Genomic DNA, 26702 nt, shown 5'->3' with positions numbered 1-26702 from the left:
TTCCATACTTTGTGTGGGCGAGCGAACAGACCCTGCCGCGCCCTGGCGCCAGACTGGAATTTTTCAACAGGAGGTCTATCATGAGCTACGAAGAACGCGACGCCTACGGCATGTATGTCAACCGCGGCCACAAAGGCCCCGGCCCTGAGCTGATGGGTGCCGACACCCTGATCGGCGACCATGTACACAACGCCAAGGATGAACACCTGGGCGAAATCAAGGAAATCATGATTGACATGCGCAGCGGCAAAATCGCCTATGCCGTCATGTCGCACGGCGGTGTCTTCACCATCGGCGAAAAGCTGTTCGCCGTGCCCTGGGAAGCGCTGCTGCTCGACACCGTCAACAAGCGCTTCACCTTGAACGTCGACAAGGAACGCATCGAAAACGCGCCCGGCTTCGATACGGATAACTGGCCGAACATGGCGGACCAGGCATGGGCGACGTCGATCCATAGCTACTACGGCACCACGCCGCGTTGATAACACCTGACAAAACTTACTGCGCGGTGCGCTTTGCGGCCGGCGATGCTCACTGTGCTATAGCACAGCTGCGCTTCTCGGCCACAAATCACCTCCGCTCGCTACAGTTTTGTCAGGCGTCGCAGCTTTGCTCAAAAACTAGAACCGGTACTCCAGCCCTGCCACATAGGTCCTGCCCCGCGCCGTGCTCAGCGGCGTGTTGTCCTGCGACTGCGACGGCATCGAGTTCAGGCGGTTCAGCGCTTCCGAAAAATCCTTGTTCATGGCGTTCTGCACGGACAGGCGCAAGAACAGGTTTTTCGACACCTGCCAGCTCGCATACAAGTCGACCACGGCCGGGATCTTCGGATTGTCCACCTTCAGCACTTCGCCCGTCGCTTCATCGGCTTCATTGTCCGGCGACAGCCGGCGGTTCGATCCCGTGTGCTTGAGGATGGCGCCGATCTCCATTTTATTGTCCAGCAAACGCGTGCCCACGTCGAGGTTGTAATAGGTGCTGGGCAGCTCGCTGATGTCGGCCGCGCCAAACCACGCGCTGGCGATCGAGGTGGGCTGGCTGGTCTTGTCACGCGTGTACGACAGGCGCGCATACGCCGGCCCCAGCTGGTACTGCGCTTCCAGTTCCCAGCCGCGCGTGCGCACGGGCGTGGACGAGTTGATGTAGATATACATGTTGGTCACGTACTCATCGACCGTCTCCCAGTCCGTGGCAAGCACTTCCGCGATATTGCATTTGCGCCCCTTGTCGCACACGAGGAAAGACTGGCTGGTGATATAGCCATCAATCTTGCTCTTGAAATACAGCGCCTTGAAGTTGAGCGCATCGTTGGCACTCAGCAAACCGTGCAGGCTGGAATTGAAGCCCAGCTGATAGGTCGTCGCTTTCTCGCCCTTCAGAAACGGGTTCATCGAGGCCCCGCCGTCATTCGAGAAAAACACTTCCTGCGGATTCGGCCCGCGCATCGTGCGCTCGGCGCTGGCAAACGGCTGGAACCACGGCGCAACCTGGGCCGACAGCAATAGGGATGGATTGATGCCGTGTTCCTTCAGCGCGATATTGCTCTCCCCTTGCGGGAAACATTTCACGCGCTCATCGCAGGCCGGCTTGTGGCCCGTCAATTCGAAACGCGTGTAATTCAGGCCCGCATTGAGCTGATAGATGCCGCGGTTGTACTGTAAGCCCGCATACAGGCTGTCGATCTTTTGCTTGCCGGCGGGACCAAACGTATTGTTTTCAATCGATTGCCGGTTCGCATCCAGGTTGTCCGGGTCGTCGACGAGGCTTTCCACGTGTTTGCTGTATTGATTGCGCATGAGCTTGCCGCCCACCGTCACCAGCGCGTCGCCGCCGGCCAGCCTGAAGCTGCTCGTGTTGTTGATGTCAATGGCATCGGCGCGGTTGGCCGCATTCGTGTTGATGAAATTGGTCAACGCCTCGGGCATGTATTTCTGCTTGCCGCGGCTGCTGCTGGCCACCACATTGAGATCGATCAATTCCGAAAACGGCGTGTAGTGATATTTCACATAGTAATCATCGCTCTGGATATCGCGGCGCGTGAACGTATTGCGGTAATCGCGCGCCGACAGTTCCAGCGCATGGAAGTCGCTCAGTTTGAGATCCAGCTTGAGCAGTTGCGACTTGGGTTTTTGCTTGTAATAACGGTTGTAGCCGAAACCGAACTCCTCGCTGTTGACGCCCTTCGCATTCGTGTAGTTGTTGCCGATCACGCTCGCGCTGGTGGCGGCCATGAAGCCCACGCTGCCGCCATCGAAGGCGTTTTTTTTCATGCCCACGGCCAGCATGGCGCTGCGTCCCACGCCGTTATTCCCTGTCGACATCTTCGTGCGCGCGCCCACCTTTTCGCCGGCGAAGACCACGTCATCGACGCCGATGGTGCGGAAGTTGGCGCTGCCGGCCAGCGCATTGACGCCATCGCCGCCGACGACATTGCCGCGTGACACATCCACGCCGATGATGAAGTTTGGATCGATCAAGGCACCGAACTGGCTGCTGGGTACGCCGCCGTGCGACACGGACGAGGGTGCGCTGCCATAGTAATTCTGGCTCACGCCATCGACCATCATGTTGACGCGCCCCAGGCCCGACAGGCCGCGGATGTTGACGCTGACGGCACCCTGCGCCGGATCGATCTGGGTAAACGTGCCCGGCATGCTGCGCACGATCTGGTCCACGCTCTGCAAGCGCGTGTCCGCGCCGCGCGCGCTGACGGCGCCCGGTTTTTCCAGCGCCTGCTGTTCCGCCGGAACCGTTTCACCCGATACGTTCAGCGGCGAAAACGCGACCTTGCCACTCTCTTGTGCCTGTTGTGCCCATCCCTGCTGCGCCAGCAAGGCCATGCAGATGCCCACGGCCTGCGTCATTGTCTTGATATGCATACACCCTCGATTTCTTATGTGATTGAAAAATTCAGCTGGTGCCGTGGCCGCTCTTGGCGTCGAGCTTGAACGACACCGGCAAGGTGACGGTCACCGTGCCCTGGTGCAGGACGCTGTCGGGCGGCGGCGGCAGCGGTTGCGCGCGCTCGATCACTTGCAGCGCTTCGCGGTCGAGCAGCACCGTGCCCGACGAGGTGAGCAGTTCGCTGGCCAGCAGCTTGCCGTCGCGGTCGACCTGGAAGCGCACCCAGGCGGCGCCGGCCCGTTTGCGCTGGCGCGCGTCGCCCGGATAGCGCTTGAAATGCGCCAGGTGGCTGAGCACCCTGCTTTGCCAGCTGGCCGGCGCCGCGCTGGCGGGCGGCGTGTCGCTGTCGAACGGTGCCGCCTGCGGACCGCGCACGGCGGCGGGCGCCGGCATGGTGCTGCTGCTGGCCTGCGCGGGCACGGCAGCTTCCCTGGCGGCATCCTTGCCGGGATCAGGCGACGGACTGGCTTCTGCCTTCGCTTCTTTTTCCGCCGCGACGATGTGCGGCGCGGCGGCACGCGCCAGTACGGGCAGCGCTTCTTGTCTGTTCGTACTCTTTTTCGGTTGGGCTGCGCTGGACGCGGCCGACTGGCGCGCCCCTGCCGCAGCAGCCTGTTGTGCCTCCGGCGACATCGCTTGCGCGGCAAATACGACCATCACGCTGGCGGGCGGCTGCGCGGGCGCGACGGCGACGGGTTGCCAGGCCGCCCACAGCAGCAGCGACAGCGCGGTAGCCGACACCAGCGACGTGGCGATGCCCCAGTTGAATATCGGACGCGGATTCACCCGCCCTCCCGGCCCACCAGGGCCACTTTCAGGTAGCCGGCCTGGCGTAAGGCGTCCATCACGCCCAGCACGTCTTCATACGCGGCTTGCCTGTCGGCCTGGAAAAACAGGGTGCGCTGGCGGTCGCCGCCCGTCTGTGCGTCAAGCGAACTGCCCAGCTTCCCGCGCGCCACGGGCGACTCGCCCAGGTACAGGCTGCGGTCCGCTTTCAGCGAGATAAACAGCGGTTTGTCGGGACGCGGCTCGGGCTGGGCCGTGGCGGCCGGCAAGTCGATCTTCAGATCGACGGTGGCCAGCGGCGAGACCACCATGAAGATGATCAGCAGCACCAGCATCACGTCGATGAAGGGCGTGACATTGATCTCGCTCAATTCCGGCATGTCGGCCGTGTCGTCGTCCTGCGAAGGGAAAAGGCTGGCCATGGCTCAGGCCTGCTTGCGCACGTCGAGGTCGCGGCTCAGCATCAGCAGCACTTGCGCCGAGGCGGCGCGCAGCTGCGCCTTGTATTGATTGATGCCACGACTCAAGACATTGTAGATGACGACGGCGGGTATCGCCGCCACCAGGCCCAAGGCGGTGGCCAGCAAGGCTTCCGCGATACCGGGCGCGACGGTGGCCAGATTCGTGCTCTGGCTGACGGCGATGCCGATAAAACTGTTCATGATGCCCCACACGGTGCCGAACAGGCCGACGAAGGGCGCCACGGCGCCTATGCTGGCCAGCAAGCCAATGCCTTGCGTCATGGCGCGTACCTGCTGCGCAATGAACTGTTCCTGGCGGAAGCCGGCCCGCTCCTTCAGGGCCGCCGCCGGCGCGCTGGCATGCGACAGACTCAGTTCCTGCTGCACCTCGGCCAGCAGCTGCTGCGCCAGCGAATTGCTGCCTGCGCCCTCCACTTTGACGGCCGCGTCCGGCAAGGACGTGGCCGTCTTCAGCATGGCGACGGCTTGCGCCGCCGCGCGCCGCGCTTGCAACAAGCCGGCGCCCTTCACCAGCAAGACCACCCAGGTGGCCAGCGCGGCGAGCAGCAAGCCGATGAGCACACTTTTGACGATCTGGTCGGCGGCGAAGAACATGCCCAACGGCGACATATCGTGCGCTAAGGCGGACGCTTGCGCGCCGACATGAACGATGGAAAGAAACACGCCGCCGCCGGCGGCTTTGATACAGAGGATACGCATGGGAGCTTCAACAGGTAACAGGCATGGCTGCGCCAACGGCGCGCATGCGCATGCAAAAAAAATCGGAAAAACTACCTGGCTGCTGCGAAGACGCTTGCTGGGGCGGAGTGCCGGGCTGAACGCCCGGCGGAGTGACAACGGATTACTTGGCGCTGGCGACGGCGGGTGCCGCCACCGGCGTGTACCACACAAAATCCGCCTGCGGCGCCGGCACCGTGGCACCCTGCTGCGCCAGCACCAGCACCAGCGGCGCGGGGCCGCCCCTCAAGTCCTGCACGTGCAGCGGCACGCCCAGGTCCTTGTGCGCATGGTAGGCACCGGCGATCAGCACGGCGGGCGCGGGCGCGGCCAGCAGGCGCTCGGCCATGCGGCGGTCGCGCTGCTGCTGCACCGACAGCATGGCGGCCAGGCGCGGTTCGTCGATCTGGTTGTCATGCATGACGCGGATGATGTCTTTCAGCTTCGCATGCACCTTGCCATCGTTGGCCAGGTTCGAGTGCTTGCCCTGCACGGCCGGCTTGTCGGCAAACAGTTGCTTGATCTCGCTGCGGTCCAGGTTGGCCGACCAGACGGGATACGGCGCGCGCATCACGGTCATCACCAGGTCGCCATATTGCGCCCACTTCCAGCCCGGCTGCCAGGCCAGCAGCTCGGCCACGTGCTCGGGGCGCACGACGGGGTCCGTCTGCAGCCAGGGCTTGACCTTGTCCACCCTGGCTTGCTGATCCGGGTTCAGCATTTCCAGCAGCACGCTGCCTTGCGGGCGCTGGGCCTGCAATTGCTGCAGCAGCCATTGCTCGATCCGATGATGGCTGAGCTGGTCATGCTGCTCGCCCACGATGACCCTCGGCGCGGCGGCCAGTTGGGCCAGCAATTGCTCGGCAGTCAAGCGCTGGCCGCTGCGCAGGTCGACGATCTCGCCCAGCTGGCGCACGTCCTGCACAGTAGCGGATGCGGCAGTCGTGGTACTCAGCGGAGCGACGCTGCCGCAGGCGCTCAGGGCCAGCACGCAGACGGGCAGGACGGCGGCGAGGGACAGGGGGAATCTCATGGGCATGGCCTTTCGGATTAAGCACGCATTGCAAAATAACTACTGGCGGGCATTCTAATGGAAATGATTCTCATTTACAACCTATGCACAAGCACCCTGCGGATTTTTACAACTGGCAAAAATAGTGCTTCGGTGAAATCCGCGGGACGCGGAGTAGAATAAAAAAAACGGAGGACTTGCGTGAATCAAACTGACCAGTTGGCGGTACTGAAAAAACCGCTGCCCGTATCTCTTGCTGCCGTAATTTCCCTGATCTTTGCCGACCGCTTTTCCATGACGCAAGCCATGCGCGAACACCATGGCCGCGACGAGTCCAGCTATCCCCCCATGCTGCCCGATGCCGTCATCTTCGCCCATTCCACCGAGGAAGTGGCGGCCGCCGTCAAGCTGTGCAGTGCGCACGACGTGCCCGTCATCGCCTATGGCAGCGGCACTTCGCTCGAAGGCCACGTGCTGGCCCTGCATGGCGGCGTGACGATTGATCTGTCGCAAATGAATCACATGGTCGCCGTGCATGCTGAAGACTTGACGGCCACCGTGCAGGCGGGGGTGACGCGCAAGCAGCTCAATGAAGAAATCCGCGACACGGGCCTGTTCTTCCCCATCGACCCGGGCGCCAATGCGTCCTTGGGCGGCATGGCGGCCACGCGCGCCTCGGGCACGAACGCCGTGCGCTACGGTACCATGCGCGAAAACGTGCTGGCCCTGACGGTGGTGACGGCCGACGGGCGCATCATCAAGACGGGGACCAGGGCGAAAAAATCGTCGGCCGGCTACGACCTGACGCGTTTATTTGTCGGCAGCGAAGGCACCCTGGGCATCATCACGGAAGTGACCGTCAAACTGTATCCGCTGCCGGAAGCGATCTCGGCGGCCGTGTGTTCGTTTCCCGGCACGGGCGAAGCCGTCAGCGCCGTGATCCAGACCATCCAGATGGGTATTCCTGTGGCGCGGGTCGAGTTTCTCGATGAAAATGGCGTCAAAGCCATCAATGCCTACGACAAGATGGCGCTGCCGGAAAAGCCGCTGCTGCTGTTTGAATTCCACGGTACGCCGGGCGGCGTGGCCGAGCAGGCGCAATTGGTGCAAGCCATCACGGCGGAACACGGCGCCAGCGATTTCGAATGGGCCAGCCGCCCCGAAGAGCGTTCGCGCCTGTGGGCCGCGCGCCACAACGCGTATTTCGCGCTGCTGCAGATGCGCCCCGGCAGCCGCGCCATTTCCACCGACTGCTGCGTGCCGATTTCGCGCCTGGCCGAATGCATCCTCGCCACCAAGGCCGATTGCGAGGCGCAGGGCCTGGTCTATGCCATCATCGGCCACGTGGGCGACGGCAATTTCCACGTGCAGATGCTGGTCGACCCCGCCGACCCGGCCGACATCGCGCGTGCCGAAAAGGTCAACAGCGACATGGTCACGCGCGCCATCGGCATGGACGGCACCTGCACAGGAGAACACGGCGTGGGCATGCACAAGATGGCTTTCCTCGTGGAAGAACATGGCGAGGGCGCCATCGACACCATGCGCGCCGTGAAACACGCGCTGGATCCGAAGAACCTCATGAATCCGGGGAAGATTGTCAGATGGTAGGTCGCTCCCTTCGGGATCGGCATTTTTCCCACTGGGAAAAACACCCCCGCCGGATCTGACCCCGGCCCTTGCCGTTGGGTTATTTTTATAAATCCATGCGCATCGGCACGAAAGCAATCCCGCCCGTCTCCACCTTCGGTCCCGTGGCGACAAAGCCCAGGCTTTCGTACAGGGGCAAGGCGTAGGCCGAGGAATTGACGGTAAAGGCCGTCACATCGCCCCTGGCCAGCGACGCGTCGCGGGCCGCCTGCCACAAACGGCGCGCCATGCCGCGCCGGTGCAGGGCGCGCGGCACGAACATGTGGAACAGGTGCGTGTTGTCGCGCATGGCCACCACGCCGGCCAGCTCGCCGTCGATATGCGCGAGCTGGTAGGCGTAATTGGGCTGCGACAGATAGCCTTCGATGGCGGGCTGGCGGCAGTTCTCGATGAACTTTTCCGCCCCCGCGCCGTCCGGGTGCAGGGTCAAAAAGGGCATCAGGTCGTCGATCAGGGCGACGATGGCGGGCGCGTCGGCGACCAGGGCGGGACGCAGTGTCGGTTCGGGTAATGTTGTCATATTCAAATAATGCCACGCCTGCCTCCCCGCCGGCAACTCTCAACAGAAATCGCGGCTGCTGGTCCTCAAGCGCCCCAGCAAGTGCGACATATCGACCAGGTGCTTGGCCACCAGGTTGCGCACGATGCCCTCCCTTTGCCACACGCCGTACACGCCCAGCAATGGCGCGCTCAGCACTTCTCGCCGCTGGCTTTCCACCAGGTCGGGCCAGACGATGACGTTGACCGTGCCCGTCTCGTCTTCCAGTGTCATGAAGATCACGCCCTTGGCCGTGCCTGGACGCTGGCGCACGGTGACGATGCCGCAGGCGCGCGCCACTTGCCCGCTCGTGTACGCCATCAGCGTGGACGCCGGCATGAAACGCTGTTCCAGCAATTGCCTGCGCAGCAGCGCCAGCGGGTGGCGGCCCAGGGTCAGGCCTTGCGCGCGGTAGTCGCTGACGATGCTCTCGCCTTCCGTCGGCGCGGCCAGCATGGGCAAGTCTTCCTCTTGTGTGGTGGAACGCAATAAATCCCTGTCCGGCACGGCGCCGGCCGCCTGCCACAGGGCTTCGCGCCGGTGCCCGGCCAGTGCATGCAGCGCGTTGCCGGCAGCGAGCACCTGCAAGTCATGGCGGTCCAGGCCGCCACGCCGGGCCAGGTCGGCCACATCGACAAAGGCGGCGATGGCGCGCGCATCCTCGATGCGTTGAGCGGCCTCCGCGCGCATGCCAAACAGGCTGTTCAAGCCCAGGCGCACGGCGGGTCCATCACCGTTCCCTTCGTCCAATTCCGCTTCCCAGCCGCTGACGGCCACGTCGACGGGCAGCACCTGCACGCCATGGCGGCGGCCATCCTGCACCAGTTGCGAGGGGCTGTAAAAGCCCATGGGCTGGCTGTTGAGCAAGGCGCACAGGAAGGCGGCCGGTTCATGGCATTTCAGCCAGGAACTGGCGTAGGTCAGCAGGGCGAAACTGGCCGCGTGCGACTCGGGAAAGCCGTATTCGCCGAAGCCCTCGATCTGGCTGAAAATGGCATTGGCAAACTCGCGGCCATACTGATTTTTGACCATCGTTTCGACGATGCGTTCCTTGTAATTGTTCATGCCGCCCTTGCGTTTCCAGGCCGCCATGGCGCGCCGCAACTGGTCCGCTTCGCCGGGCGTGAAATCGGCGGCGATGATGGCCACCTGCATCACCTGCTCCTGGAAGATCGGGATGCCGAGGGTGCGCCCCAGCGCCTTTTCCAGGCCCTTGGGATACTCAACCTCCTCCTTTTTCTGGCGCCGCTGCAAATAGGGATGCACCATGCCCCCCTGGATGGGGCCGGGGCGCACGAGCGCCACCTCGATGACGAGGTCGTAGAATTCTCGGGGACGCAAGCGGGGCAGCATGCTCATCTGCGCGCGCGACTCGATCTGGAATACGCCGATGGTGTCCGCCTGGCACATCATGTCGTAGGTGGCGGGGTCTTCGCGGGGAATATCCTGCAAACGAAATTCCTCGCCGCGCCGCGCACCGACCAGTTCCAGCGCGCGGCGCAAAGCCGACAGCATGCCCAGCGCCAGCACGTCGACCTTCATCAAGCCCAGCTCTTCCAGATCATTCTTGTCCCACTCGATGACGCTGCGTTCGGCCATGGTCGCGTTTTCGATCGGCACCAGGCGCGACAATTTTCCCTGCGCGATGACAAAGCCGCCCGGATGCTGCGACAGATGGCGGGGAAAGCCCAGCAGCTGCTGCGCCAGGCCCGCCCACTGCTGCGACAATGCCGCTTCCGGGTCGAGTCCGCATTCGGCCAGGCGCTCCAGCAGATCGCGCTTGCCGTCGAACCAGCGATGCGCCTTGGCCACTTTTTCCACGATGGCCAGGTCGATTCCCAGCGCCCGGCCGCTGTCGCGCAAGGCGCTCTTCGGCCGGTAGCTGATCACCACGGCGGCCAGCGCGGCCCGTTCGCGCCCATATTTGCCGTAGATATATTGGATGACCTCTTCACGCCGCTGGTGCTCGAAATCGACGTCGATGTCGGGCGGCTCGTTGCGCTCGCGCGACATGAAACGTCCGACCAGGCAATTGCCGCGCGCGGGGTCCACTTCCGTGATGTGCAGGCAATAGCAGACGGCCGAATTGGCGGCCGATCCCCGGCCCTGGCACAGGATGTTTTGCGAGCGCGCAAAGCGCACGATGTCGTAGACGGTCAAAAAATACGCTTCGTAGGAAAGATCCCGGATCAGCTCCAGCTCCTGCTCGATCTGTTCCTGCACGTTGGCCGGAATACCGAGCGGAAAGCGCATGCGCGCGCCCGCATACGTTTCTTCGCGCAGATACGTCGCCGTCGTGTGGCCGTGCGGCACCAGCTCGACGGGATAGTCATAGCGCAGGCTGTCGAGGGAAAATGTGCACAGCTTGGCGATGCGCACGGTTTCCGCCAGCGCTTGCGGTGGATACACATTGGCCAGGCGCAAGCGCGCGCGCAGATGCTGCTCCGCGTTTTGCGCCAGCGCATAGCCGCACTCGCCCACGGGCTTACCCACGCGTATCGCGCACAGGGTGTCGAGCAGGGGCTTGCGCGACCGCACGTGCATGCACACATGGCCGACGGCCGCCACGGACAAGCCCAGCGCCTGCGCCGCCTCCTGCACGGCGCCGCGGTGGGCGTCATCCTGCGCCCGCTGCAGCAGGTTCAGGCCGATCCAGCTGCGCTCGCGGCCAAAGGTAGACGCCATCCACGCGCCCTGCGCGCGCACCGTTTCCGCCTGGGCCGGATAGCCGGGCAGCAAGATCATCAGACAGCCCGGCAAGCCCTGTAAATGGGCAAACTCCGCCGCAGGCGCGGCGAAATCATCGGGTGTCAGCAGATAGCGCCCCTTGGCCGCCCGCGTGCGCGCCATGGTGATCAATTCCGACAAGTTGCCGTAACCGTCAATATCGCGCACCAGCGCCAGCAGGGACAGCGCCGGGCTGCCGTCGGCCTGCGTCAAATGAAAATGCGCGCCGATAATCAGGGGAAAACCGGCCCGCTTGGCCACCGCATGGGCGCGCACGACACCGGCCAGCGAACACTCGTCCGTGATGGCCAGCGCCTTGTAACCGAGCTGCACGGAGCGCGCGACCAGCTCTTCCGCATGCGAAGCCCCATGCAGGAAGCTGAAATTGCTCAGGCAGTACAACTCAGCATACTCGGGTAAGACGGCGCCCCACATGATCCACCTCAATACTGTATATAAACACAGTATATTATACTCATCTGGAGTACGGCTTCTCGGTTATGCTGATGTTTTACCTTGCTCCTTGCCCGCCATGATCGTCCACTTATTAAAATGTTTCGGCACCGCCCCCGGTGGCGGCAATGCGGCGCTGGTTGTGGAAAACGACGGCAGCAGCGAAACGGCGCGCCAGACCTTCGCGCGCGAACGCCAGGTCGGCGCCTGCGTCTTCCTCGACCGGCAGGCGGACGGCGGCATCGTGCTCGACTATTTTTATCCGCACACGCGCAGTCCCCTGTGCCTGCACGCCACCCTGGCGGCCGCGCATGTACTGCTGACGGCGCCCGGCGCCCCGGTGGCGCTGACGGTGAGTACGGCCATGCGCGGGCAAGCCTTGCAGCTGAAGCGCCGCGCGGAAGGATTCTTCATCGGCCTGGCGCCGCAGCCGGCACCGGTCGTCGTGCTGGAAAAATATGTGCCGTCGGAACTGATGGGCCAGCACATGCACTTGCTGTCGCCGCCCGTGGTCGCCTCGGTCGGCAGCCCGAAGCTGCTGCTGGAAGTGGCTGACCGCACCACCTTGCGCGCGCTGCGGCCGAACCTGGAACTGATCGCCGACTGGAGCGCCTTGCATCAGGTCAACGGCTGCTATGCGTATTGCCGCACGGGCGAGCATGAATATGAAGGGCGCAACTTCAATCACCTCGACCCGGCGCGCGAAGACAGCGCCACGGGCGTGGCGGCCGGCGCGCTGTCAGCGCATAGGCAACAGTCGCTGCGTCTGCATCAGGGCCACGTGATGCAGCAGCCGTGTCTGATTGAGGTGCAATACAGCGCGCAGGCGATCTGGGTGGGCGGCATGGTGCAACGCAGCACCTGAACGGGGCGTCGCGCACCAGTACAAGGCAAGCCGGGCGGCGGCGAAAAGAGAATCAACCAGGAAACAACAGTTACAGCAAATTTGTAATAACAAAACAAAGTATCGCTGGTGAATGCTGAAATGATGGCACTAGAATCAAGTCACGAATCTTGCTCATCAGCCACTTGGAGATACTGCGTGCCGACCCTCACCACCTTGCGTAAAGCAGTCCTCATCAGCCTGTACGGCAGCGCCGCCCTGGCCGCCTTCAGTCCCGCCGCCATGGCCCAGTCCACGGAAGCGGCCGCCACGGAAGGCCCCGTGCAAACGGTCAGCGTGGTCGGCTCGCGCCGGGTCGCCAGTTCCGCCACCGATACGATGGTGCCGGTCGATATCATTCCGATTTCCAGGGTGGCGGAGCAAGGCGGCCAGTTCGACCTGGCGCAATCGCTGCAATACATCTCGCCCTCGTTCAATTCCACGCGCCAGACGGGCGCCGACGGGGCCGACCTGATCGATTCGGCCGCCCTGCGCGGCCTCGGCTCCGACCAGACCCTGGTGCTGGTAAATGGCAAGCGGCGCCACACGACGGCCCTGGTCAACCTGTTCGGCGCCCGCAACCGCGGCAACACGGGCACGGACATGAATGCGATTCCTTTGCTGGCGATCAAGAACGTGCAAGTGCTGCGCGACGGCGCCGCCGCCCAGTACGGCTCGGACGCCATTGCCGGCGTGATCGACATCGAACTGAAGAAAAGCCTGGGCTGCGAAGCGGTCGCCGGCTACAGCCAGTATTCCGCAGGCGACGGCAAGAATTACATGACCTCCGCCTACTGCGGCATCGCGCTGGGCGACAAGGGCACCCTGGCCATCACGGGCGAATACCTGGACCGGGGCCGCTCGAACCGGGCCGACGCGGACAGCATGCGCATCATCGGCGACACCAAGTCCAAGAACAAGACCGTGTACATCAATGGCGACTACGCCACCAGCGGCACGGGCAAGCTGTACTTCACGGCCGGCGCGCAGACGCGCGACGCGTCCAGCGCCGCGTTCGGCCGCGGCGGCATCGGCAGCGACGATATCCCTGCGCGCAATTCGGCCGCCATGTATCCGGACGGTTTCGTCCCCTTCATCAACGGCAAGATCGACGACCAGTACGCCACCATCGGCCACCGCAGCCAGATCGGCGAATGGCATGCGGACTTTTCGCAAACCTATGGCTATAACAAGATGCGCTACGACATCAGCCATACCCTGAACGCCTCGATCGCCAACCTCGACCTGATGAACGGCGGCAAGGGCGTCAGCGCCAGCAGCTTTGACGCGGGCGGCTTCTCGTTCCAGCAGCTGACCAGCAACGCCGATTTCAGCCGCTACTACGACACGGTGATGCGCGGCATGAACGTGGCCTTCGGCGCCGAATACCGCAGCGAGGAATACAAGATCATGGCCGGCGAACCGGGCTCCTACATCGACGCCGACGGCGTCGGCGTGGGCGGCAATGGCCGCAGCCAGGGCTTTCCCGGCTTCCAGCCCAGCGACGTCACCAAGGCCAGGCGCCACAGCATCGCCGCGTATGGCGACGTGGAACTGGACTGGACGGAACGTCTGAAAACCCAGGCCGCCCTGCGCTATGAAAAATTCAGCGATTTCGGCTCCACCGTGACGGGCAAGCTGGCCGCCAGCTATAAAGTGGCGCCCGACGTGCTGCTGCGCGGCTCGGCCAGCACGGGCTTCCGCGCGCCGTCGCTGCAGCAGGTATATTTCTCATCCACCTTCACCGACTTCGTCAGCGGCGTCGCCACCGACGTGGTGCTGGCACCGAACGGCGGCGCCGTCGCCAACGCGGCCGGCATCCCCAAGCTGAAGGAAGAAAAATCCACCAGTTTTACGCTGGGCACCACCTGGACGCCGACGCAAGCCATTTCCGTGACGGCCGACCTGTACAACATCAAGATCAAGGACCGCATCGTGCTGTCGGGCCGCTTCAATGCCGGCAACTACCCGGACCTGGCGGCACGCCTGGCCCTGCTGGGCGTGACGGAAGCGCAATTTTTCGTCAATTCCGTCGACACGCGCACGCGCGGGCTGGACCTGACGGCGTCGCACAAGGGCGAGCTGGCCGGCAACCGCTTGAACACCTTCCTGGCCTTGAATTTGAGCAAAACGGAAGTGACGAAGGTCAAGACGCCCGCCTCGCTGACGGGCTTCGAAGATGTTTTGCTGTCCGAGCGCGAACGCCTGTTCATCGAACAGGGTGGCCCCCGTTCGAAAGCCACCCTGGGCTTCGACTACATCACGGGCAAGCTGGAGTCGGATCTGCGCATCATCTACTTTGGCCCGCAAACCCTGGGCACCTTCAGCGGCACGGCCAACGGCGTGCCGAACGCCCACTACGCGGCCAAGACCTCGGCCGACCTGAGCTTCACCTACAGCATCAACAAAAACACCAAGCTGACCTTTGGCGGCAACAACATCTTCAACGTCAAACCCACGACGCAAAACGCGGACGAGACGGACAACGGCTTCAAATACGACAGCGTGCAATTCGGCCTGAACGGCGCCTCGTATTTCGGCCGGCTGTGGGTGAAGTTCTGATCGCCGTGTCCGCCTGAAGAAACAGCGGCTGCGCCGGCATGGGCAGCCGCTGTTTTTTTAGTTAGGCCGAACAGTTCAGCATCCACTGCACCCCGAACTGGTCCGTCAATTTACCGTAATAATCGCCCCATACCTGGATGGCGAGCGGTGTCGTCACCACGCCTTGATACGCCAGCTTGTCAAATAGCTGTTTCGTTAACTGCCTGTCATGCATTTGCAAAATATGTGCGGACCCTCGCATAGGCTCGGCATCGTCATTGTCAGAAGCAAAAAACAACACGCCTGGTCCTTCAAATCGGGCATGCATGATTTTTCCGCGCATGGCTTCATGATGGACCGGCATGCCATCCACGCCAAAGCGCAAGACATCGCTTATCTTGCCCAGCCCGCATTGCGTGTAGAACGCCAAGGCTTGTTCGCAAGTGGTAGTAAAGAAAAGATAATTGGATAATTGCATCAGCTCATCCTTGCATCAAGTTAGGCAAAGCGAAAGTGACGGAGCGGTCACTGGCAGGAGATTCAGATGCCGTCAACCGTCCAGCAGTGGCTGCAGGCAGCCCCCATGAAAGATAGCCAATTATCAATCCGGAAAACTCATGCATTGTCACGAAAACACCGGTAACCGCCGATGGACGCTGCCCCCACACACACGGATATCGCGTCAACGCACCTGCTGCTCCAGTTTTCGCACAAAGTCACTTTTCCGGCCATCCCACAAGCATTTCCGGCATCTGCCTGCCTCGAACACGTGCTCGCACCGTGGCAAGCCATAGATGACCGAGGCGCATTCGGGACACAGGCTGACCATGCCTTCGGCGTCGTCACGGTATCGGCTGCCGCATTCGTCACAGGTTTTCACAGCTCATACACTCCCATGCTCCAGTACCGGCTGCCTTGCCTGTTGCGGGCAAGCCAACCCAAGGCCTGCAACTCCTTGCCGATCAATCGATTCATGATGCCATGCCCGACCAGCAGCACGGGCCCCCTGGCGGCAAGCGCAACCAGCCGCTCGGCGGCGGCCCTGGCGCGCCGCCGGGTTGTCTGCAACGAGTCCGATCCGCGCGCATAACCGAACAACCAGAGCAGGCGAAAAATCGCTGCCCAGGCTTCAGCCGGCAGCCAAGGGGCCTTCCAGAGTGCAAAGGGCAACCCTGCTTCAGAGAAAATCGCCTCTTGCATGAATGGCAAGTCACCCAATGCCCTAGCCGATGAGCATGCCCTGGGTGCCGTGCTGGCCACGATGGTCGACGCGGAAAGCGCTGCCGCAGCGCACTGCGCAGGGATGCCACCTTCTTTGATGATCGATTGATTGTAGAGATTAATCCACTGTCCCATTTGCAGCGGCGCTATCCAGCGCCCTTTGGCGAGTCGGGGCTCGCCGTGTCTCATTAATGTTATTCGCATGTCCAGTCAGATCGCCTCGCACATTTATCCGTCCGCTTCATGGGAGAGCTTGCCCCTTGCCTGCCCTGCCGGCCTGGTCTTGCGGCTCCCCGCCAGCACGGCCGCGGTGAACAATCTTTGCCCTGCGGCGGAAAGCACGGATAATAGCGGCAACTCATAAGCACAGTATTGGATTACCTCATGGAAATTAAAGTCAACTTTCTCGACAAGCTGCGTCTCGAAGCCAAGTTCGACGATTTTACGGTCATCGCCGACCAGCCCATCCGCTACAAGGGCGATGGCTCGGCGCCAGGTCCGTTCGATTACTTTTTGGCATCATCGGCACTGTGCGCGGCCTACTTCGTCAAGTTGTATTGCGATACGCGCAATATTTCCACGGAAAATATCCGTCTGTCGCAAAACAATATCGTCGATCCGGAAAACCGCTACCAGCAGATATTCAAGATCCAGGTCGAGTTGCCGGCCGATATCTCGGCCAAGGACCGCCAAGGCATTCTGCGCTCGATCGACCGTTGCACGGTGAAAAAAGTGGTGCAAACGGGTCCCGAGTTCGTCATTGAAGAAGTCGAGAACCTGGACGCCGATGCCCAGGCCTTGCTGGCCCTGAATCCCGCCCCGGGCGCGAGCACCTATATCGTCGGCAAGGATTTGCCGCTGGAACAGACCATCGCCAATATGTCGGGCCTGCTGGCGGGCCTGGGCATCAAGATTGAAATCGCCTCGTGGCGCAACATCATTCCGAACGTGTGGTCGCTGCATATCCGCGACGCGCACTCGCCCATGTGCTTTACCAACGGCAAGGGCGCGACCAAGGAAAGCGCGCTGGCGTCGGCCCTGGGCGAGTATATCGAGCGCCTCAGCAACAACCATTTCTACGCCGGGTCGTTCTGGGGCGAGGACATCGCCAACGCGCCATTCGTGCATTATCCGAACGAGCGCTGGTTCAAGCCGGGCCGCAAGGATGCGCTGCCGAAGGAGATTCTCGACGCCTACTGCCTCGACATCTACAATCCCGATGGCGAGCTGCGCGGCTCGCACCTGATCGACACCAACTCCGGCAATGCCGAGCGCGGCATCTGCTCGCTGCCGTATGTGCGCCATTCCGACGGCGAGGTCGTGTATTTCCCGTCGAACCTGATCGAAAACCTCTACGTCAGCAATGGCATGAGCGCCGGTAATACGTTGGTCGAAGCACAGGTGCAATGTCTGTCGGAAATTTTCGAGCGGGCCGTCAAGCGCGAAATCATCGAAGGCGAGATCGCCCTGCCCGACGTGCCGCAGGACGTGCTGGCGAAATACCCGGGCATCCTGGCCGGCATACAGGGGCTGGAAGAACAGGGTTTCCCCGTGCTGGTGAAAGATGCGTCGCTGGGCGGCGTGTACCCGGTGATGTGCGTCACCCTGATGAACCCGCGCACGGGCGGCGTGTTTGCCTCGTTTGGCGCGCACCCGAGCCTGGAAGTGGCGCTCGAGCGCAGCCTGACGGAATTGCTGCAGGGCCGCAGCTTCGAAGGCTTGAACGACTTGCCGCAGCCGACGTTTGCCAGCGAAGCCGTCACCGAGCCGAACAACTTCGTCGAACACTTCATCGATTCGAGCGGCATCGTCTCGTGGCGCTTCTTCAGCGCCAAGGCCGATTACGATTTTGTCGAGTGGGATTTTTCCGGCCACGGCGAAAACTCGAATGCCGAGGAAGCGGCGACCCTGTTCGGCATCCTCGCCGGCATGGGCAAGGAAGTGTACACGGCCGTCTATGACCAGCTGGGCGCCACCGCCTGCCGCATCCTCGTGCCCGGTTATTCCGAGGTGTATCCGGTCGAGGATTTAATCTGGGACAACACCAACAAGGCGCTGCTGTTCCGCGCCGACATCCTGAACTTGCATAAGCTGGACGATGCCAGCCTGGAAGACCTACTCGACCGCCTGGAAAACAGCGAGCTCGACGAGTACGGCGACATCGCCACCCTGATCGGCATCGAGTTTGACGAAAACACGGTGTGGGGCCAGCTGACGACCCTGGAATTGAAGCTGCTGATTCATCTCGCCTTGCAGCAATTCGAAGAGGCGAAAGAGCTGGTGGAAACCTTTTTGCAGTACAACGACAACACGCTCGAGCGCAAACTGTTTTACCAGGCCATGAACGTGGTGCTGGAAGTGGAACTCGATGAGGAGCTGGAACTGGACGACTACGTCGTCAATTTCCGCCGCATGTTTGGCAACGAACGCATGGACGCGGTGCTCGGTTCGGTGGACGGCAGCGTGCGTTTCTTCGGCCTGACGCCAACCAGCATGCAGCTGGAAGGCCTCGACCGGCACCAGCGCCTGATCGACAGCTTCAGGAAACTGCACGCGGCGCGCGGCAAAGCGGCTGCCGTCTGACCCGGGAGCGATACCATGGCGGCACTGGAATTCTGGTTCGATTTCGGCAGCAACTACAGCTACCTGAGCGCCATGCGCATCGAAGCGCTGGCGCGCGAAAAGCAGGTCGATGTGATCTGGAAACCCTTCCTGCTGGGCATCGTCTTCAAGGCGCTGGGCTGGGAGACGTCGCCCTTCATCCTGCAAAAACTCAAGGGCGATTACATGTGGCGCGACATGGCGCGCCAGTGCGAAAAGTACGGCTTGCCATGGCGGCAACCGGGCGCCTTTCCCCGCACGGCCCTGCTGCCCATGCGCGTGGCGCTGATCGGCGCGGACCAGGGCTGGATTGCGCCCTTTGCGCGCCGCATGATGACGATGAATTTCGTGCAGGACCGCGAGATTGACAACACCGAGGCCGTCAGCGAGGCTTTGCAGGAACTGGGCCTCGATGCACGCGCCATCCTGGCGCTGGCTTTGACACAGGACAACAAGCTGCGCCTGCGCCGCCAGACTGAGCAGGCACAAGCGCTCAAGCTGTTCGGCGCCCCCAGCTTCATCAGTGACGGTGAATTATTCTGGGGCAATGACCGGCTCGAGGATGCGCTGCTGCATGCGGCGGCCAGCCGCCGTTAAATTCAGGCGCCCGCCAGCGCCGCCATCTCCTTCTGCATGTTGGCTATCGCCCGCTCGTTGTACTGGTCGGCGAAATACGCATCGCCAAACAACTGGCCCGCCTGCGCCTTGGCGCACAGGTGCTGCAGGGCCAGGCCCCGCTGCTCGTTGAAACGCGCGGGGTCCACGTGCGCGTATTCTCTTCCGATGGCTTGCGTGTAGGCCTGATACACCTCGTCGTCCTGCCCGAGGATGGCCAGGTCGGCGCTGAGCATGGCGTCCTTCAGCGCGTGACTGATGCCGGGCCCCTGGAAGTGGTCGGTGGCGCGTATCAATTGCGCCACATCAAGATTGTCGCCCGCATCGAGGCCGCTGGCCAGCCACAGCTGGGCGCTCGCCTCTTCGCTCGAATACAGTGCGTCGTCGTCGTGGCTGTAGACGGCGTCGTGGAACCAGAATGCCTTCTTGACCAATGCGCTGTCGCGCTTGGGCGCATAGGTATTGTCGGCCCACACGCGGATCTCGGCCAGGCCGTGCACCAGGTGGTCGAGGTTGTGATAATGACGGTCCGCGCCGCCATACGCCTGCGGCCCCGTCAGGTGGGCGAACCAGTGGTCCGCCAGTGCGATGTCGGCTTGCGCGGCGGTCGTATAGTTCCACAGCGCTTCCCACTCCTTGCGCAGGCAGTCGAGTATCCACGCCTGGTAGGCCGGGCCGGGAACGAATTTTTTCATGGTCCAGTTCCAGCCGACGGGCCCTTCCAGCGCCTTGACGAAGCTGGAGCTGACGGACCCGAGGTCGCGCGGCGGCATGACGAAGATCGTCTTGGCCCCCTGCAGCACGTCCACATTGGTTTGCTGGATCAGGTTTTCATAGTCGAAATCGGCCGTCGTGCGGATGCCACGGATCAGGTAGTCGCAGCCGTGCTTTTTCGCCGCGCGCGCCGTGTAGTCGCCCTTGACGATGACCACCTGCACATTGTCCCAGCCGCACTCGCGCGCGCTCTGTTCGATGATGCGCTTGCGGTCTTCGGCGGGAAATTGCGGCTTCTTGGCGGGGTTTTGCGACAGGAACACGATCACCTCGTCGGCGAGCGAACGCGCTTCGCCGATCACCCACATATGGCCGTTGGTGATGGGGTCGAGGGTGCCTGAAAAGCCGATCTTCTGCATGCTGCGCTCCGTTTGCTTGATTGCTTATTGCGCAGACAATATATGCCAGCGGCGCGCGCGTCAATGCAACATGCCAAAGATCATGCTCAAAACGTTCATTTCACGGCTTGCGGAAATTCCACGCGCACGCACAGGCCGCCCAGGCGCTCGGACTTGTCCAGCACCAGGCGCGCGCCATGGCGTTCGGCGATGGCCTTGATGATGGCCAGCCCCAGACCGCTGCCGTTGGCATCCGTACCGGGCACGCGGTAGAAACGGCTGAAGACGCGCTCGCGCTCCTCGGGCGGGATGCCGGGACCGCTGTCTTCCACCGATAACGTCACGCCGACGGGGCTGGCGCGCAGGTCGATGTCGACCGTGCCGCCCTGCGGCGTGTACTTGATGGCGTTGTCGACCAGGTTGCGCAGCATGATGTTGAGCGCATCGGCCTGGCCGGCGACGCTGGCCGCATCCATGTGGTGCAGGCCCAGGTCGATCTTGCGCGCCTGCGCGATGCCGGCCATGTCGCCCAGCGCGCGCTTGACGACGTCGTTCAAGTCCACGGCCTGCAGCTGGTCGCCGCTGGCAGCGCTCGCTTCCTGGCGCGCCAGCACCAGCAGCTGCTCGACCAGGCGCGTGGCCCGCTCGATGCCGGCGCTCACGCGACTGATCGCCAGGCTGCGCTTTTCCTGCGATTCGGCCCGCTCCAGGCTCAACACCTGCAGTTTCAGGGCCGCCAGCGGCGTGCGCAATTCATGCGCGGCGTCGGCGACGAAATGCTGCTGCGCGTCGAACGCCGTTTTCACGCGCCCGAACAAGAGATTGAGCTCATGCACCAGGGGCCGCACTTCGTCGGGCAAGCCCGCTTCCGAGACGGGCGACAGGTCGTCCGCCTGGCGCGCCGCCACCTGCTTGCGCACGCGCGAGACGGGCGCCAGCGAACCGCTGACGACCCACCACACGACCAGCATCAAGATCGGCGCCATCAGCGCGATGGGGCCCACCGTGCGCAGCGCCAGGCTGCCGGCCATGCGCTTGCGCACGGCCATGTCCTGGGCGATCTGCACGGTCTGGGAACTGGTTTGCACGGAAAAGATGCGGTAGGTGGTGCCGTTCGCCTTCACGTTCGAAAAGCCCAGCACGGCGCGCTGCGGCAGTTCCGCGCGCGTGATCGAGCGGAATACCTGCACGCCGTCGGGCGTCCACACCTGCACCACCATGTCGTTGTTGACGGGGTCGGCAGGCAAGGCTTGCGCGTGGTTGGCCAACGGCGCGCCGGAGCGCAGCGACAGGGCCATCTGCTGCATGTGGTAATCAAAAATCTGGTCGGCGTCGTACAGGGCGCTGCGGTAGGCGATCGACGCCTGCGCCAGGGCCGCCATGATGATAGCCGCCAGCAAGAACCACAGCAGGCGGCCGCGCAGCGAGTGCGTCACCGTGACCTTCATCCTCATGCCTTGGGCACCATGTAGCCGAGGCCGCGCACGTTCTGGATCAAGTCGCTGCCCAGCTTCTTGCGCAGGCCGTGGATGTACACTTCCACGGCATTGCTGTTGACTTCATCCTTCCAGCTGTACAGCTTTTCTTCCAGCTGCGCGCGCGACAGCACGATGCCGGGGCGCGCGATCAGCGCTTCGAGCACGGCCCATTCGCGCGCCGACAAATTGACGGGGTGGCCTTCGGCGATCACTTCGCGCGTCAGCGGATTGATGGACACGCCCTGGTGCTCGAAGACCGGTTCCGGCCGCCCCGAAGCGCGCCGCAGCAAGGCGCGGATGCGCGCCAGCAGTTCGTCGAGGTCATACGGTTTCAATACGTAATCGTCGGCGCCCGCGTCCAGGCCGGCGATGCGCTGCTCGACGGCGTCGCGCGCCGTGGCGACGAGGACCGGTGTGTCGAGCTTGCGCAAGCGCATCGAGCGCAGCACGTCGAGGCCATCCTTGCGCGGCAAGCCCAGGTCCAGCAGCACCAGGTCGTAGGTCTGCGTCTGCAGGGCCGTGTCGGCCATGTCGCCATCCTTGACCCAGTCCACCGCGTAATGCTCGGCGCGCAGCAAGTCGAGCACCACCTCGCCGATCATCGTATCGTCTTCTACCAGCAATAAGCGCATGGCTTGCCTCTCTCTATCTCGTTACTCTCGTGTTCAACCCAAACGCACGGGGATGAAGATCTTGTCCGGTCCCCGCTGTATCAGCAAGGCCACCGACTTGGCGGATTTTTCCACCACGTCGCGCACCTGCTCGACCGTGTTGACGGGGCGGCCATTGACCGACAATAACACGTCGCCCGGCTGCACCCCGGCATTCGCGGCGGCGCCGCCCGCGTCTTCCACCAGCAGGCCGGCGCTGATGCCCGCCTCGCGTTTTTCATCCGATTGTAACGGACGCAGGGCCAGCCCCAGTTTTACCTTGCCGGCGGCGCTGTCGCTCTTGGCCACTTCGGCCACCTTGTCGGCCGCATTGCCCAGGGTTGCCGTCAGGCTGACGATCTTGCCGTCACGCCAGACATCCATGCTGATCTTATCGCCTGGCAAGGACGTCCCCACCAGCGCCGGCAAGTCGGCCGAGCCGATGATGCGCTGGCCATTCACCTTGCGCACCACGTCGCCCGATTTCAGGCCCGCCTTGTCGGCCGGGCTGCCCCGTTCGACGTTGGCCACCAGCGCGCCTTCCGGCGTGGCCAGCTTGAACGAGTCCGCAAAGCCCTGGTTGACCTCCTGCACCGTCACGCCCAGCTTGGCGTGGCTGGCCTTGCCCGTGGCCACGATCTGGTCCTTGATGCGGCCGGCCAGGTCGATCGGGATGGCGAACGACAGGCCCTGGAAGCCGCCCGTCTGGCTGTAGATCTGCGAATTGATGCCGACCACTTCGCCGCGCGTGTTGAACAGGGGGCCGCCCGAATTGCCTGGGTTGACCGCCACGTCCGTCTGGATGAACGGCACATTGCTGTCGTCGGGCAGGGAGCGGCCCTTGGCGCTGACGACGCCGGCCGTCACCGTGCTGTCGAAACCATAAGGAGAACCGATGGCCAGCACCCACTCGCCCACTTTCAGGTCGCTCGAATGGCCGAGCGGCACGACGGGCAGGTTGTTGGCGTCGATCTTCAGCACGGCGATATCGGTCTTCGGATCGGTGCCGAGCACCTTGGCGCGGAATTCGCGGCGGTCGTTGAGCTTGACGGTCACTTCGCGCGCATCGCGCACCACGTGGGCGTTGGTCATGATGACGCCGTCCGGGCTGACGATGAAGCCGGAACCGAGGCCATGCGTGGGCACGTCGCGCCCGCCCCGCTGCCCGCCTTGCGGACCCTGGAAGCGGCGGAAAAATTCGAAGAAGGGGTCGTTGCCGAAGTCGTCATTGCCGGCCTGGGCCGAGGGGTCGTAAGCCACCTTGGTGCTGCCAGTGACGCTGATATTGACGACGGCCGGGCTGTTGCGCGCGGCGATCTGGCTAAAGTCGGGCAAGGCCACCAGCGGCGCGGCGGCGGCAGGCGCGGCGGCGGCCACGGGGGCGGCGGGTGCGCCGGCAGCGGCGGCATTCGCGCCGGCATTGTTCTGATGCACCACCATGGCGCCGCCGGCGCCCAGCACACCGATCGCGGCCAGCGCGGCTACGGTGCGTTTGATTTTCAGGGATGCGGTATTCGTTTGCTGTTCCATGAATTGCTCCTCATTCAATGAGATTTTGATGTATGCAATAGTGGGCCACGAGTCTTAGGCGGTGCTTAACATTTTTCCATTTGGAAACAGGCATTTGCGCCTTTAAGCGGGGTTTAATTGTGCGTGCCGCGTGGCGATCAATGGAAGCCCGCAATGGAGGCCGAATGGGCTCCGGACGTGACACTGGCCGGATCAACCGGCCAGTATTTTACTGCATGGAAAGAAGATATATCCTCCTGCCAGCCCGGCGCATGGCGCCGGGATCAGTTCAGCTTACGCTGCCTGGCGCTGTTCCAGTGCGCTGACAGTGGCGCCGGGGCTGCCGCCGATCTCGATCTTGCGCGGCTTCAGCGCTTCCGGCACTTCACGCACCAGGTCGATGGTCAGCATGCCGTTTTCAAACGTGGCGCCCGTGACCTTCACGTGGTTGGCCAGCTGGAAACGCTGTTCGAAGTCGCGGGCAGCGATGCCGCGGTGCAAGAAAGTACGCTCGACGCCATCTTTCTGCTTGCGGCCCGTGACGTGCAGCGAGTCGCGTTCGGTGATGATGTCGATTTCTTCGCGCGAGAAGCCGGCCAGTGCCATCACGATCCGGTATTTATCTTCCGACACCAGTTCGATGTTATAAGGTGGATAGCTGGGTTGCGCATCGGCGCGCTGTTCGTTGAGCAGCTGTGCCAGACGGTCGAAGCCAATGGCGGAACGATACAGAGGAGCAAGGTCAAAAGTACGCATGATAAATATCCTTTTCAAATGAAGCGATAAGAGGAGCGGACCTCACCGTGAGCATCCGCTTGCTACCGATATACGGCCTGCCAACGCTCTTTCAAGGCCTTGAAATTGGCGAAAAACGCCCCAGACGGCCACAAATTTGTAAGAAATTTTTACAGAATGCTAGACTCGGCCTTTGCCCTCCCGCCGCCACCCATGTCCCGTATCCGCCTGTCGCTTGCCCTGTTCCTTTCCGCTACGGCCCAGGCCGCCACGCTCCCTCCCCCGCCTATCGAGCTGCACGTCGATGCCAGCAATGTGGCGCAGCAACTGTTCAGCATCCGCGCACGCATTCCCGCCGCGCCCGGCAAGCTGACCTTGCTGTATCCGCAATGGGTGCCGGGCAACCACGGCCCCAGCGGCCCGCTGAACCAGCTGGCCGGCCTGCGCCTATCCGCCAACGGCCAGCCCCTGGAATGGCGGCGCGACCCCGTCAACATGTTCGCCTTTCACCTCGACGTGCCGGCCGGCGCCACGGCCGTGGAAGCGCAATACCAGTTCCTCTCGCCCGTCGACGCGAGCCAGGGCCGCATCACCATGACAAGCGCCATGCTGGGCGTGCAATGGCATGCGATGACACTGTATCCGGCCGGGCGCGCCGCGCGCGACATCCTCGTGCAGCCATCGTTGACCCTGCCGGCCGGCTGGGAATTTGCCAGCGCCCTGGAAGTGCGCGCGCGGGCGGCCACGCCGGCCAGCCAGCAAGTCGATTTCGAGCCGCTGGACCTCGACACCCTGGTCGACTCGCCCGTCTTTGCCGGCCGCCATGTCGAGCGCATCGACCTCGACCCTGGCGCCAAGGTGCCCGTGCTGCTGAACGTGATGGCCGACAGCGCCGACAGCCTGGAAGCGACGCCGCAGCAAGTCGAACAACACCGGGCCATGCTGCAGCAAGCCTACAAATTATTCGGCGCGCGCCACTACCGCCACTATGATTTCCTGCTGGCCTTGAGCGACGAGTTCGGCGGCATCGGCCGCGAACACATGCAATCGAGCGAAAACGGCGTCAAGCCCGGCTATTTCAGCGAGTGGGACAAGAACGAGGCGCAGCGCGTGCTGCTGCCGCACGAACTGGTGCACTCGTGGAACGGCAAGTTCCGCCGCCCCGCCGGCCAGGACACGCCGGATTTCAACACGCCGCTGCAAAACAGCCTGCTGTGGGTCTACGAAGGCCAGACGCAGTACTGGGGCAATGTGCTGGCGGCCCGTTCCGGCCTGGTGGCGCCGGCCAATATGCGCGAGCTGTTCGCCGCGACGGCGGCCCATTACGACGTCATGCCCGGGCGCAGCTGGCGCGCCATGCAGGATACGACGAACGACCCCATCATCAATGGCCGGCGCCCCATAGCCTGGAGCAGCTGGCAGCGCGACGAGGATTACTACATGGAAGGCGCGCTGCTCTGGCTCGACGTCGACACCACCATCCGGCAACTGTCCGGCGAGCGCCGCTCGCTGGACGACTTCGCGCGCAGTTTCTTTGGCATGCAGGATGGCGGCACCACGCCCCTGCCCTACACCTTCGAGGATGTGGTCGCCGCCCTGAACGCCGTGCAGCCGCACGACTGGGCCGCCTTTTTGCGCACGCGCCTGGAGAGCCACGGCCCCGGCGCACCGCTCGATGGCCTGGCGCGCGCCGGCTGGAAGCTGGTCTACCGCGACACGCCCACGCCCTTCCTGAAAGCCAATGAAGAGCGCAGCGAGAGCACGGACCTGAGCTATTCGCTGGGCTTGACGATCGACAAGGACGGCAAGCTGGGCAAGCTGCTATGGGACGGCCCCGCCTTCCAGGCGGGCTTGTCGGGCAACACGACCTTGCTCGCCGTGAATGGCACGGCTTACACGCCCAAGCTGCTGAAGGCGGCCATCCAGGCGGCCAAGGCCAGCCCGCAGCCGATCAACCTGCTGGTCAAAAAGGGCAAACAATTCCAGACGGTGGCGCTCGACTACCACGGCGGCTTGCGCTACCCGCAGCTCGAGCGCATCGCCGGCACGCGCGACCGCCTGTCGGCCATCCTGCAGGCGCGCTGAGGC

At 63.2% G+C, this 26702-nt stretch carries 21 protein-coding genes; 7 read left to right on the top strand and 14 right to left on the bottom strand.

Going from position 1 to position 26702, the window contains the following annotated elements:
- Positions 1-80: 80 nt before the first annotated feature.
- Positions 81-482 carry a PRC-barrel domain-containing protein gene (locus tag CBW66_RS00650; RefSeq protein ID WP_086136183.1) on the top strand — a complete coding sequence of 134 codons (402 nt, stop codon included), beginning with the start codon at positions 81-83 and terminating at the stop codon, positions 480-482.
- A gap of 138 nt (positions 483-620) precedes the next feature.
- Here CBW66_RS00650 and CBW66_RS00645 read toward each other — a convergent pair whose 3' ends face one another.
- From CBW66_RS00645 to CBW66_RS00625, 5 genes are all read right to left on the bottom strand, one after another.
- Positions 621-2879: a TonB-dependent receptor gene (locus CBW66_RS00645; protein WP_086136182.1), complete on the bottom strand. Its 2259-nt coding sequence runs from the start codon at positions 2877-2879 to the stop codon at positions 621-623.
- Between the two features lie 31 nt (positions 2880-2910).
- Positions 2911-3690, bottom strand: coding sequence for an energy transducer TonB (locus tag CBW66_RS00640; protein ID WP_086136181.1), 780 nt, complete (start codon positions 3688-3690; stop codon positions 2911-2913).
- Positions 3687-4112, bottom strand: a complete 426-nt coding sequence (gene exbD, locus CBW66_RS00635; protein WP_086136180.1) for a TonB system transport protein ExbD — start codon at positions 4110-4112, stop codon at positions 3687-3689. The genes CBW66_RS00640 and exbD overlap by 4 nt, the downstream gene beginning before the upstream one ends.
- A 3-nt stretch (positions 4113-4115) precedes the next feature.
- Entirely contained in the window at positions 4116-4871 is a 756-nt protein-coding gene (gene exbB / locus CBW66_RS00630; protein WP_086136179.1) for a tonB-system energizer ExbB, read from the bottom strand.
- Between the two features lie 142 nt (positions 4872-5013).
- A complete protein-coding gene (locus CBW66_RS00625; RefSeq protein ID WP_086136178.1) occupies positions 5014-5922 on the bottom strand; it encodes a ChaN family lipoprotein in 909 nt (302 codons plus the stop codon).
- Positions 5923-6195: 273 nt separating this feature from the next.
- On the opposite strand from CBW66_RS00625, the gene CBW66_RS00620 reads away from it, so the two are divergent.
- The gene (locus CBW66_RS00620) at positions 6196-7512 is read left to right on the top strand and encodes an FAD-binding oxidoreductase (protein WP_086136424.1); all 1317 of its coding nucleotides are present in this window, start codon (positions 6196-6198) and stop codon (positions 7510-7512) included.
- Between the two features lie 85 nt (positions 7513-7597).
- Here CBW66_RS00620 and CBW66_RS00615 read toward each other — a convergent pair whose 3' ends face one another.
- Positions 7598-8071: a GNAT family N-acetyltransferase gene (locus CBW66_RS00615; protein ID WP_230491987.1), complete on the bottom strand. Its 474-nt coding sequence runs from the start codon at positions 8069-8071 to the stop codon at positions 7598-7600.
- 39 nt (positions 8072-8110) lie between these two features.
- Complete coding sequence (locus CBW66_RS00610) at positions 8111-11251, bottom strand: error-prone DNA polymerase (protein ID WP_086136177.1); 3141 nt, start codon at positions 11249-11251, stop codon at positions 8111-8113.
- A 97-nt stretch (positions 11252-11348) separates the two neighbouring features.
- Here CBW66_RS00610 and CBW66_RS00605 point away from each other — a divergent pair, with 97 nt between their 5' ends.
- Together CBW66_RS00605 and CBW66_RS00600 are read left to right on the top strand one after the other, a co-directional pair.
- A complete protein-coding gene (locus CBW66_RS00605) occupies positions 11349-12134 on the top strand; it encodes a PhzF family phenazine biosynthesis protein (protein ID WP_170932905.1) in 786 nt (261 codons plus the stop codon).
- Positions 12135-12311: 177 nt separating this feature from the next.
- On the top strand, positions 12312-14714 hold the full coding sequence (locus CBW66_RS00600) for a TonB-dependent siderophore receptor (RefSeq protein WP_086136175.1): 2403 nt from the start codon (positions 12312-12314) through the stop codon (positions 14712-14714).
- Between the two features lie 61 nt (positions 14715-14775).
- Here the strand turns inward: CBW66_RS00600 and CBW66_RS00595 are convergent, their stop codons facing one another.
- Both CBW66_RS00595 and CBW66_RS00585 read right to left on the bottom strand, forming a co-directional pair.
- Positions 14776-15171 (bottom strand): VOC family protein, encoded by a 396-nt coding sequence (locus CBW66_RS00595; protein ID WP_086136174.1) that lies wholly within the window; start codon positions 15169-15171, stop codon positions 14776-14778.
- A gap of 398 nt (positions 15172-15569) precedes the next feature.
- Positions 15570-16103, bottom strand: coding sequence for a histidine phosphatase family protein (locus tag CBW66_RS00585; RefSeq protein ID WP_205701146.1), 534 nt, complete (start codon positions 16101-16103; stop codon positions 15570-15572).
- 195 nt (positions 16104-16298) lie between these two features.
- Here CBW66_RS00585 and CBW66_RS00580 point away from each other — a divergent pair, with 195 nt between their 5' ends.
- Positions 16299-18497, top strand: coding sequence for an OsmC domain/YcaO domain-containing protein (locus tag CBW66_RS00580; RefSeq protein WP_086136422.1), 2199 nt, complete (start codon positions 16299-16301; stop codon positions 18495-18497).
- A 15-nt stretch (positions 18498-18512) separates the two neighbouring features.
- Entirely contained in the window at positions 18513-19112 is a 600-nt protein-coding gene (locus CBW66_RS00575) for a 2-hydroxychromene-2-carboxylate isomerase (protein ID WP_086136171.1), read from the top strand.
- Between the two features lie 2 nt (positions 19113-19114).
- Here CBW66_RS00575 and coaD read toward each other — a convergent pair whose 3' ends face one another.
- From coaD to CBW66_RS00550, 5 genes are all read right to left on the bottom strand, one after another.
- Positions 19115-20263 (bottom strand): pantetheine-phosphate adenylyltransferase, encoded by a 1149-nt coding sequence (coaD, locus tag CBW66_RS00570; RefSeq protein ID WP_086136170.1) that lies wholly within the window; start codon positions 20261-20263, stop codon positions 19115-19117.
- Positions 20264-20358: 95 nt separating this feature from the next.
- A complete protein-coding gene (locus CBW66_RS00565) occupies positions 20359-21690 on the bottom strand; it encodes an ATP-binding protein (protein WP_086136169.1) in 1332 nt (443 codons plus the stop codon).
- A gap of 2 nt (positions 21691-21692) precedes the next feature.
- A complete protein-coding gene (locus tag CBW66_RS00560; RefSeq protein WP_070221454.1) occupies positions 21693-22352 on the bottom strand; it encodes a response regulator transcription factor in 660 nt (219 codons plus the stop codon).
- A gap of 33 nt (positions 22353-22385) precedes the next feature.
- Positions 22386-23900, bottom strand: coding sequence for a Do family serine endopeptidase (locus tag CBW66_RS00555; protein ID WP_086136421.1), 1515 nt, complete (start codon positions 23898-23900; stop codon positions 22386-22388).
- Positions 23901-24173: 273 nt separating this feature from the next.
- Entirely contained in the window at positions 24174-24635 is a 462-nt protein-coding gene (locus CBW66_RS00550) for an Hsp20 family protein (RefSeq protein ID WP_086136168.1), read from the bottom strand.
- Between the two features lie 192 nt (positions 24636-24827).
- On the opposite strand from CBW66_RS00550, the gene CBW66_RS00545 reads away from it, so the two are divergent.
- Positions 24828-26699: a M61 family metallopeptidase gene (locus CBW66_RS00545; RefSeq protein ID WP_086136167.1), complete on the top strand. Its 1872-nt coding sequence runs from the start codon at positions 24828-24830 to the stop codon at positions 26697-26699.
- The last annotated feature ends 3 nt before the right edge of the window (positions 26700-26702 follow it).

Origin of the sequence: Janthinobacterium sp. GW456P (genome assembly GCF_002127655.1) — a bacterium.
Taxonomy (GTDB): Bacteria; Pseudomonadota; Gammaproteobacteria; order Burkholderiales; family Burkholderiaceae_D; genus Janthinobacterium.
The sequence above is the reverse complement of the archived record's forward strand: the minus strand, read 5'-3'. Positions and strand labels throughout refer to the sequence as shown.

What these genes read in the sequence shown, in the direction of transcription:
- CBW66_RS00650 (WP_086136183.1), top strand. Translation starts at nt 81, where the DNA reads ATGAGCTACGAAGAACGCGACGCCTACGGCATGTATGTCAACCGCGGC.
- CBW66_RS00645 (WP_086136182.1), bottom strand. Translation starts at nt 2,879, where the DNA reads ATGCATATCAAGACAATGACGCAGGCCGTGGGCATCTGCATGGCCTTG.
- exbD (WP_086136180.1), bottom strand. Translation starts at nt 4,112, where the DNA reads ATGGCCAGCCTTTTCCCTTCGCAGGACGACGACACGGCCGACATGCCG.
- exbB (WP_086136179.1), bottom strand. Translation starts at nt 4,871, where the DNA reads ATGCGTATCCTCTGTATCAAAGCCGCCGGCGGCGGCGTGTTTCTTTCC.
- CBW66_RS00625 (WP_086136178.1), bottom strand. Translation starts at nt 5,922, where the DNA reads ATGAGATTCCCCCTGTCCCTCGCCGCCGTCCTGCCCGTCTGCGTGCTG.
- CBW66_RS00620 (WP_086136424.1), top strand. Translation starts at nt 6,196, where the DNA reads ATGACGCAAGCCATGCGCGAACACCATGGCCGCGACGAGTCCAGCTAT.
- CBW66_RS00615 (WP_230491987.1), bottom strand. Translation starts at nt 8,071, where the DNA reads ATGACAACATTACCCGAACCGACACTGCGTCCCGCCCTGGTCGCCGAC.
- CBW66_RS00610 (WP_086136177.1), bottom strand. Translation starts at nt 11,251, where the DNA reads ATGTGGGGCGCCGTCTTACCCGAGTATGCTGAGTTGTACTGCCTGAGC.
- CBW66_RS00605 (WP_170932905.1), top strand. Translation starts at nt 11,349, where the DNA reads ATGATCGTCCACTTATTAAAATGTTTCGGCACCGCCCCCGGTGGCGGC.
- CBW66_RS00595 (WP_086136174.1), bottom strand. Translation starts at nt 15,171, where the DNA reads ATGCAATTATCCAATTATCTTTTCTTTACTACCACTTGCGAACAAGCC.
- CBW66_RS00585 (WP_205701146.1), bottom strand. Translation starts at nt 16,103, where the DNA reads ATGAGACACGGCGAGCCCCGACTCGCCAAAGGGCGCTGGATAGCGCCG.
- CBW66_RS00580 (WP_086136422.1), top strand. Translation starts at nt 16,299, where the DNA reads ATGGAAATTAAAGTCAACTTTCTCGACAAGCTGCGTCTCGAAGCCAAG.
- CBW66_RS00575 (WP_086136171.1), top strand. Translation starts at nt 18,513, where the DNA reads ATGGCGGCACTGGAATTCTGGTTCGATTTCGGCAGCAACTACAGCTAC.
- coaD (WP_086136170.1), bottom strand. Translation starts at nt 20,263, where the DNA reads ATGCAGAAGATCGGCTTTTCAGGCACCCTCGACCCCATCACCAACGGC.
- CBW66_RS00565 (WP_086136169.1), bottom strand. Translation starts at nt 21,690, where the DNA reads ATGAAGGTCACGGTGACGCACTCGCTGCGCGGCCGCCTGCTGTGGTTC.
- CBW66_RS00560 (WP_070221454.1), bottom strand. Translation starts at nt 22,352, where the DNA reads ATGCGCTTATTGCTGGTAGAAGACGATACGATGATCGGCGAGGTGGTG.
- CBW66_RS00555 (WP_086136421.1), bottom strand. Translation starts at nt 23,900, where the DNA reads ATGGAACAGCAAACGAATACCGCATCCCTGAAAATCAAACGCACCGTA.
- CBW66_RS00550 (WP_086136168.1), bottom strand. Translation starts at nt 24,635, where the DNA reads ATGCGTACTTTTGACCTTGCTCCTCTGTATCGTTCCGCCATTGGCTTC.
- CBW66_RS00545 (WP_086136167.1), top strand. Translation starts at nt 24,828, where the DNA reads ATGTCCCGTATCCGCCTGTCGCTTGCCCTGTTCCTTTCCGCTACGGCC.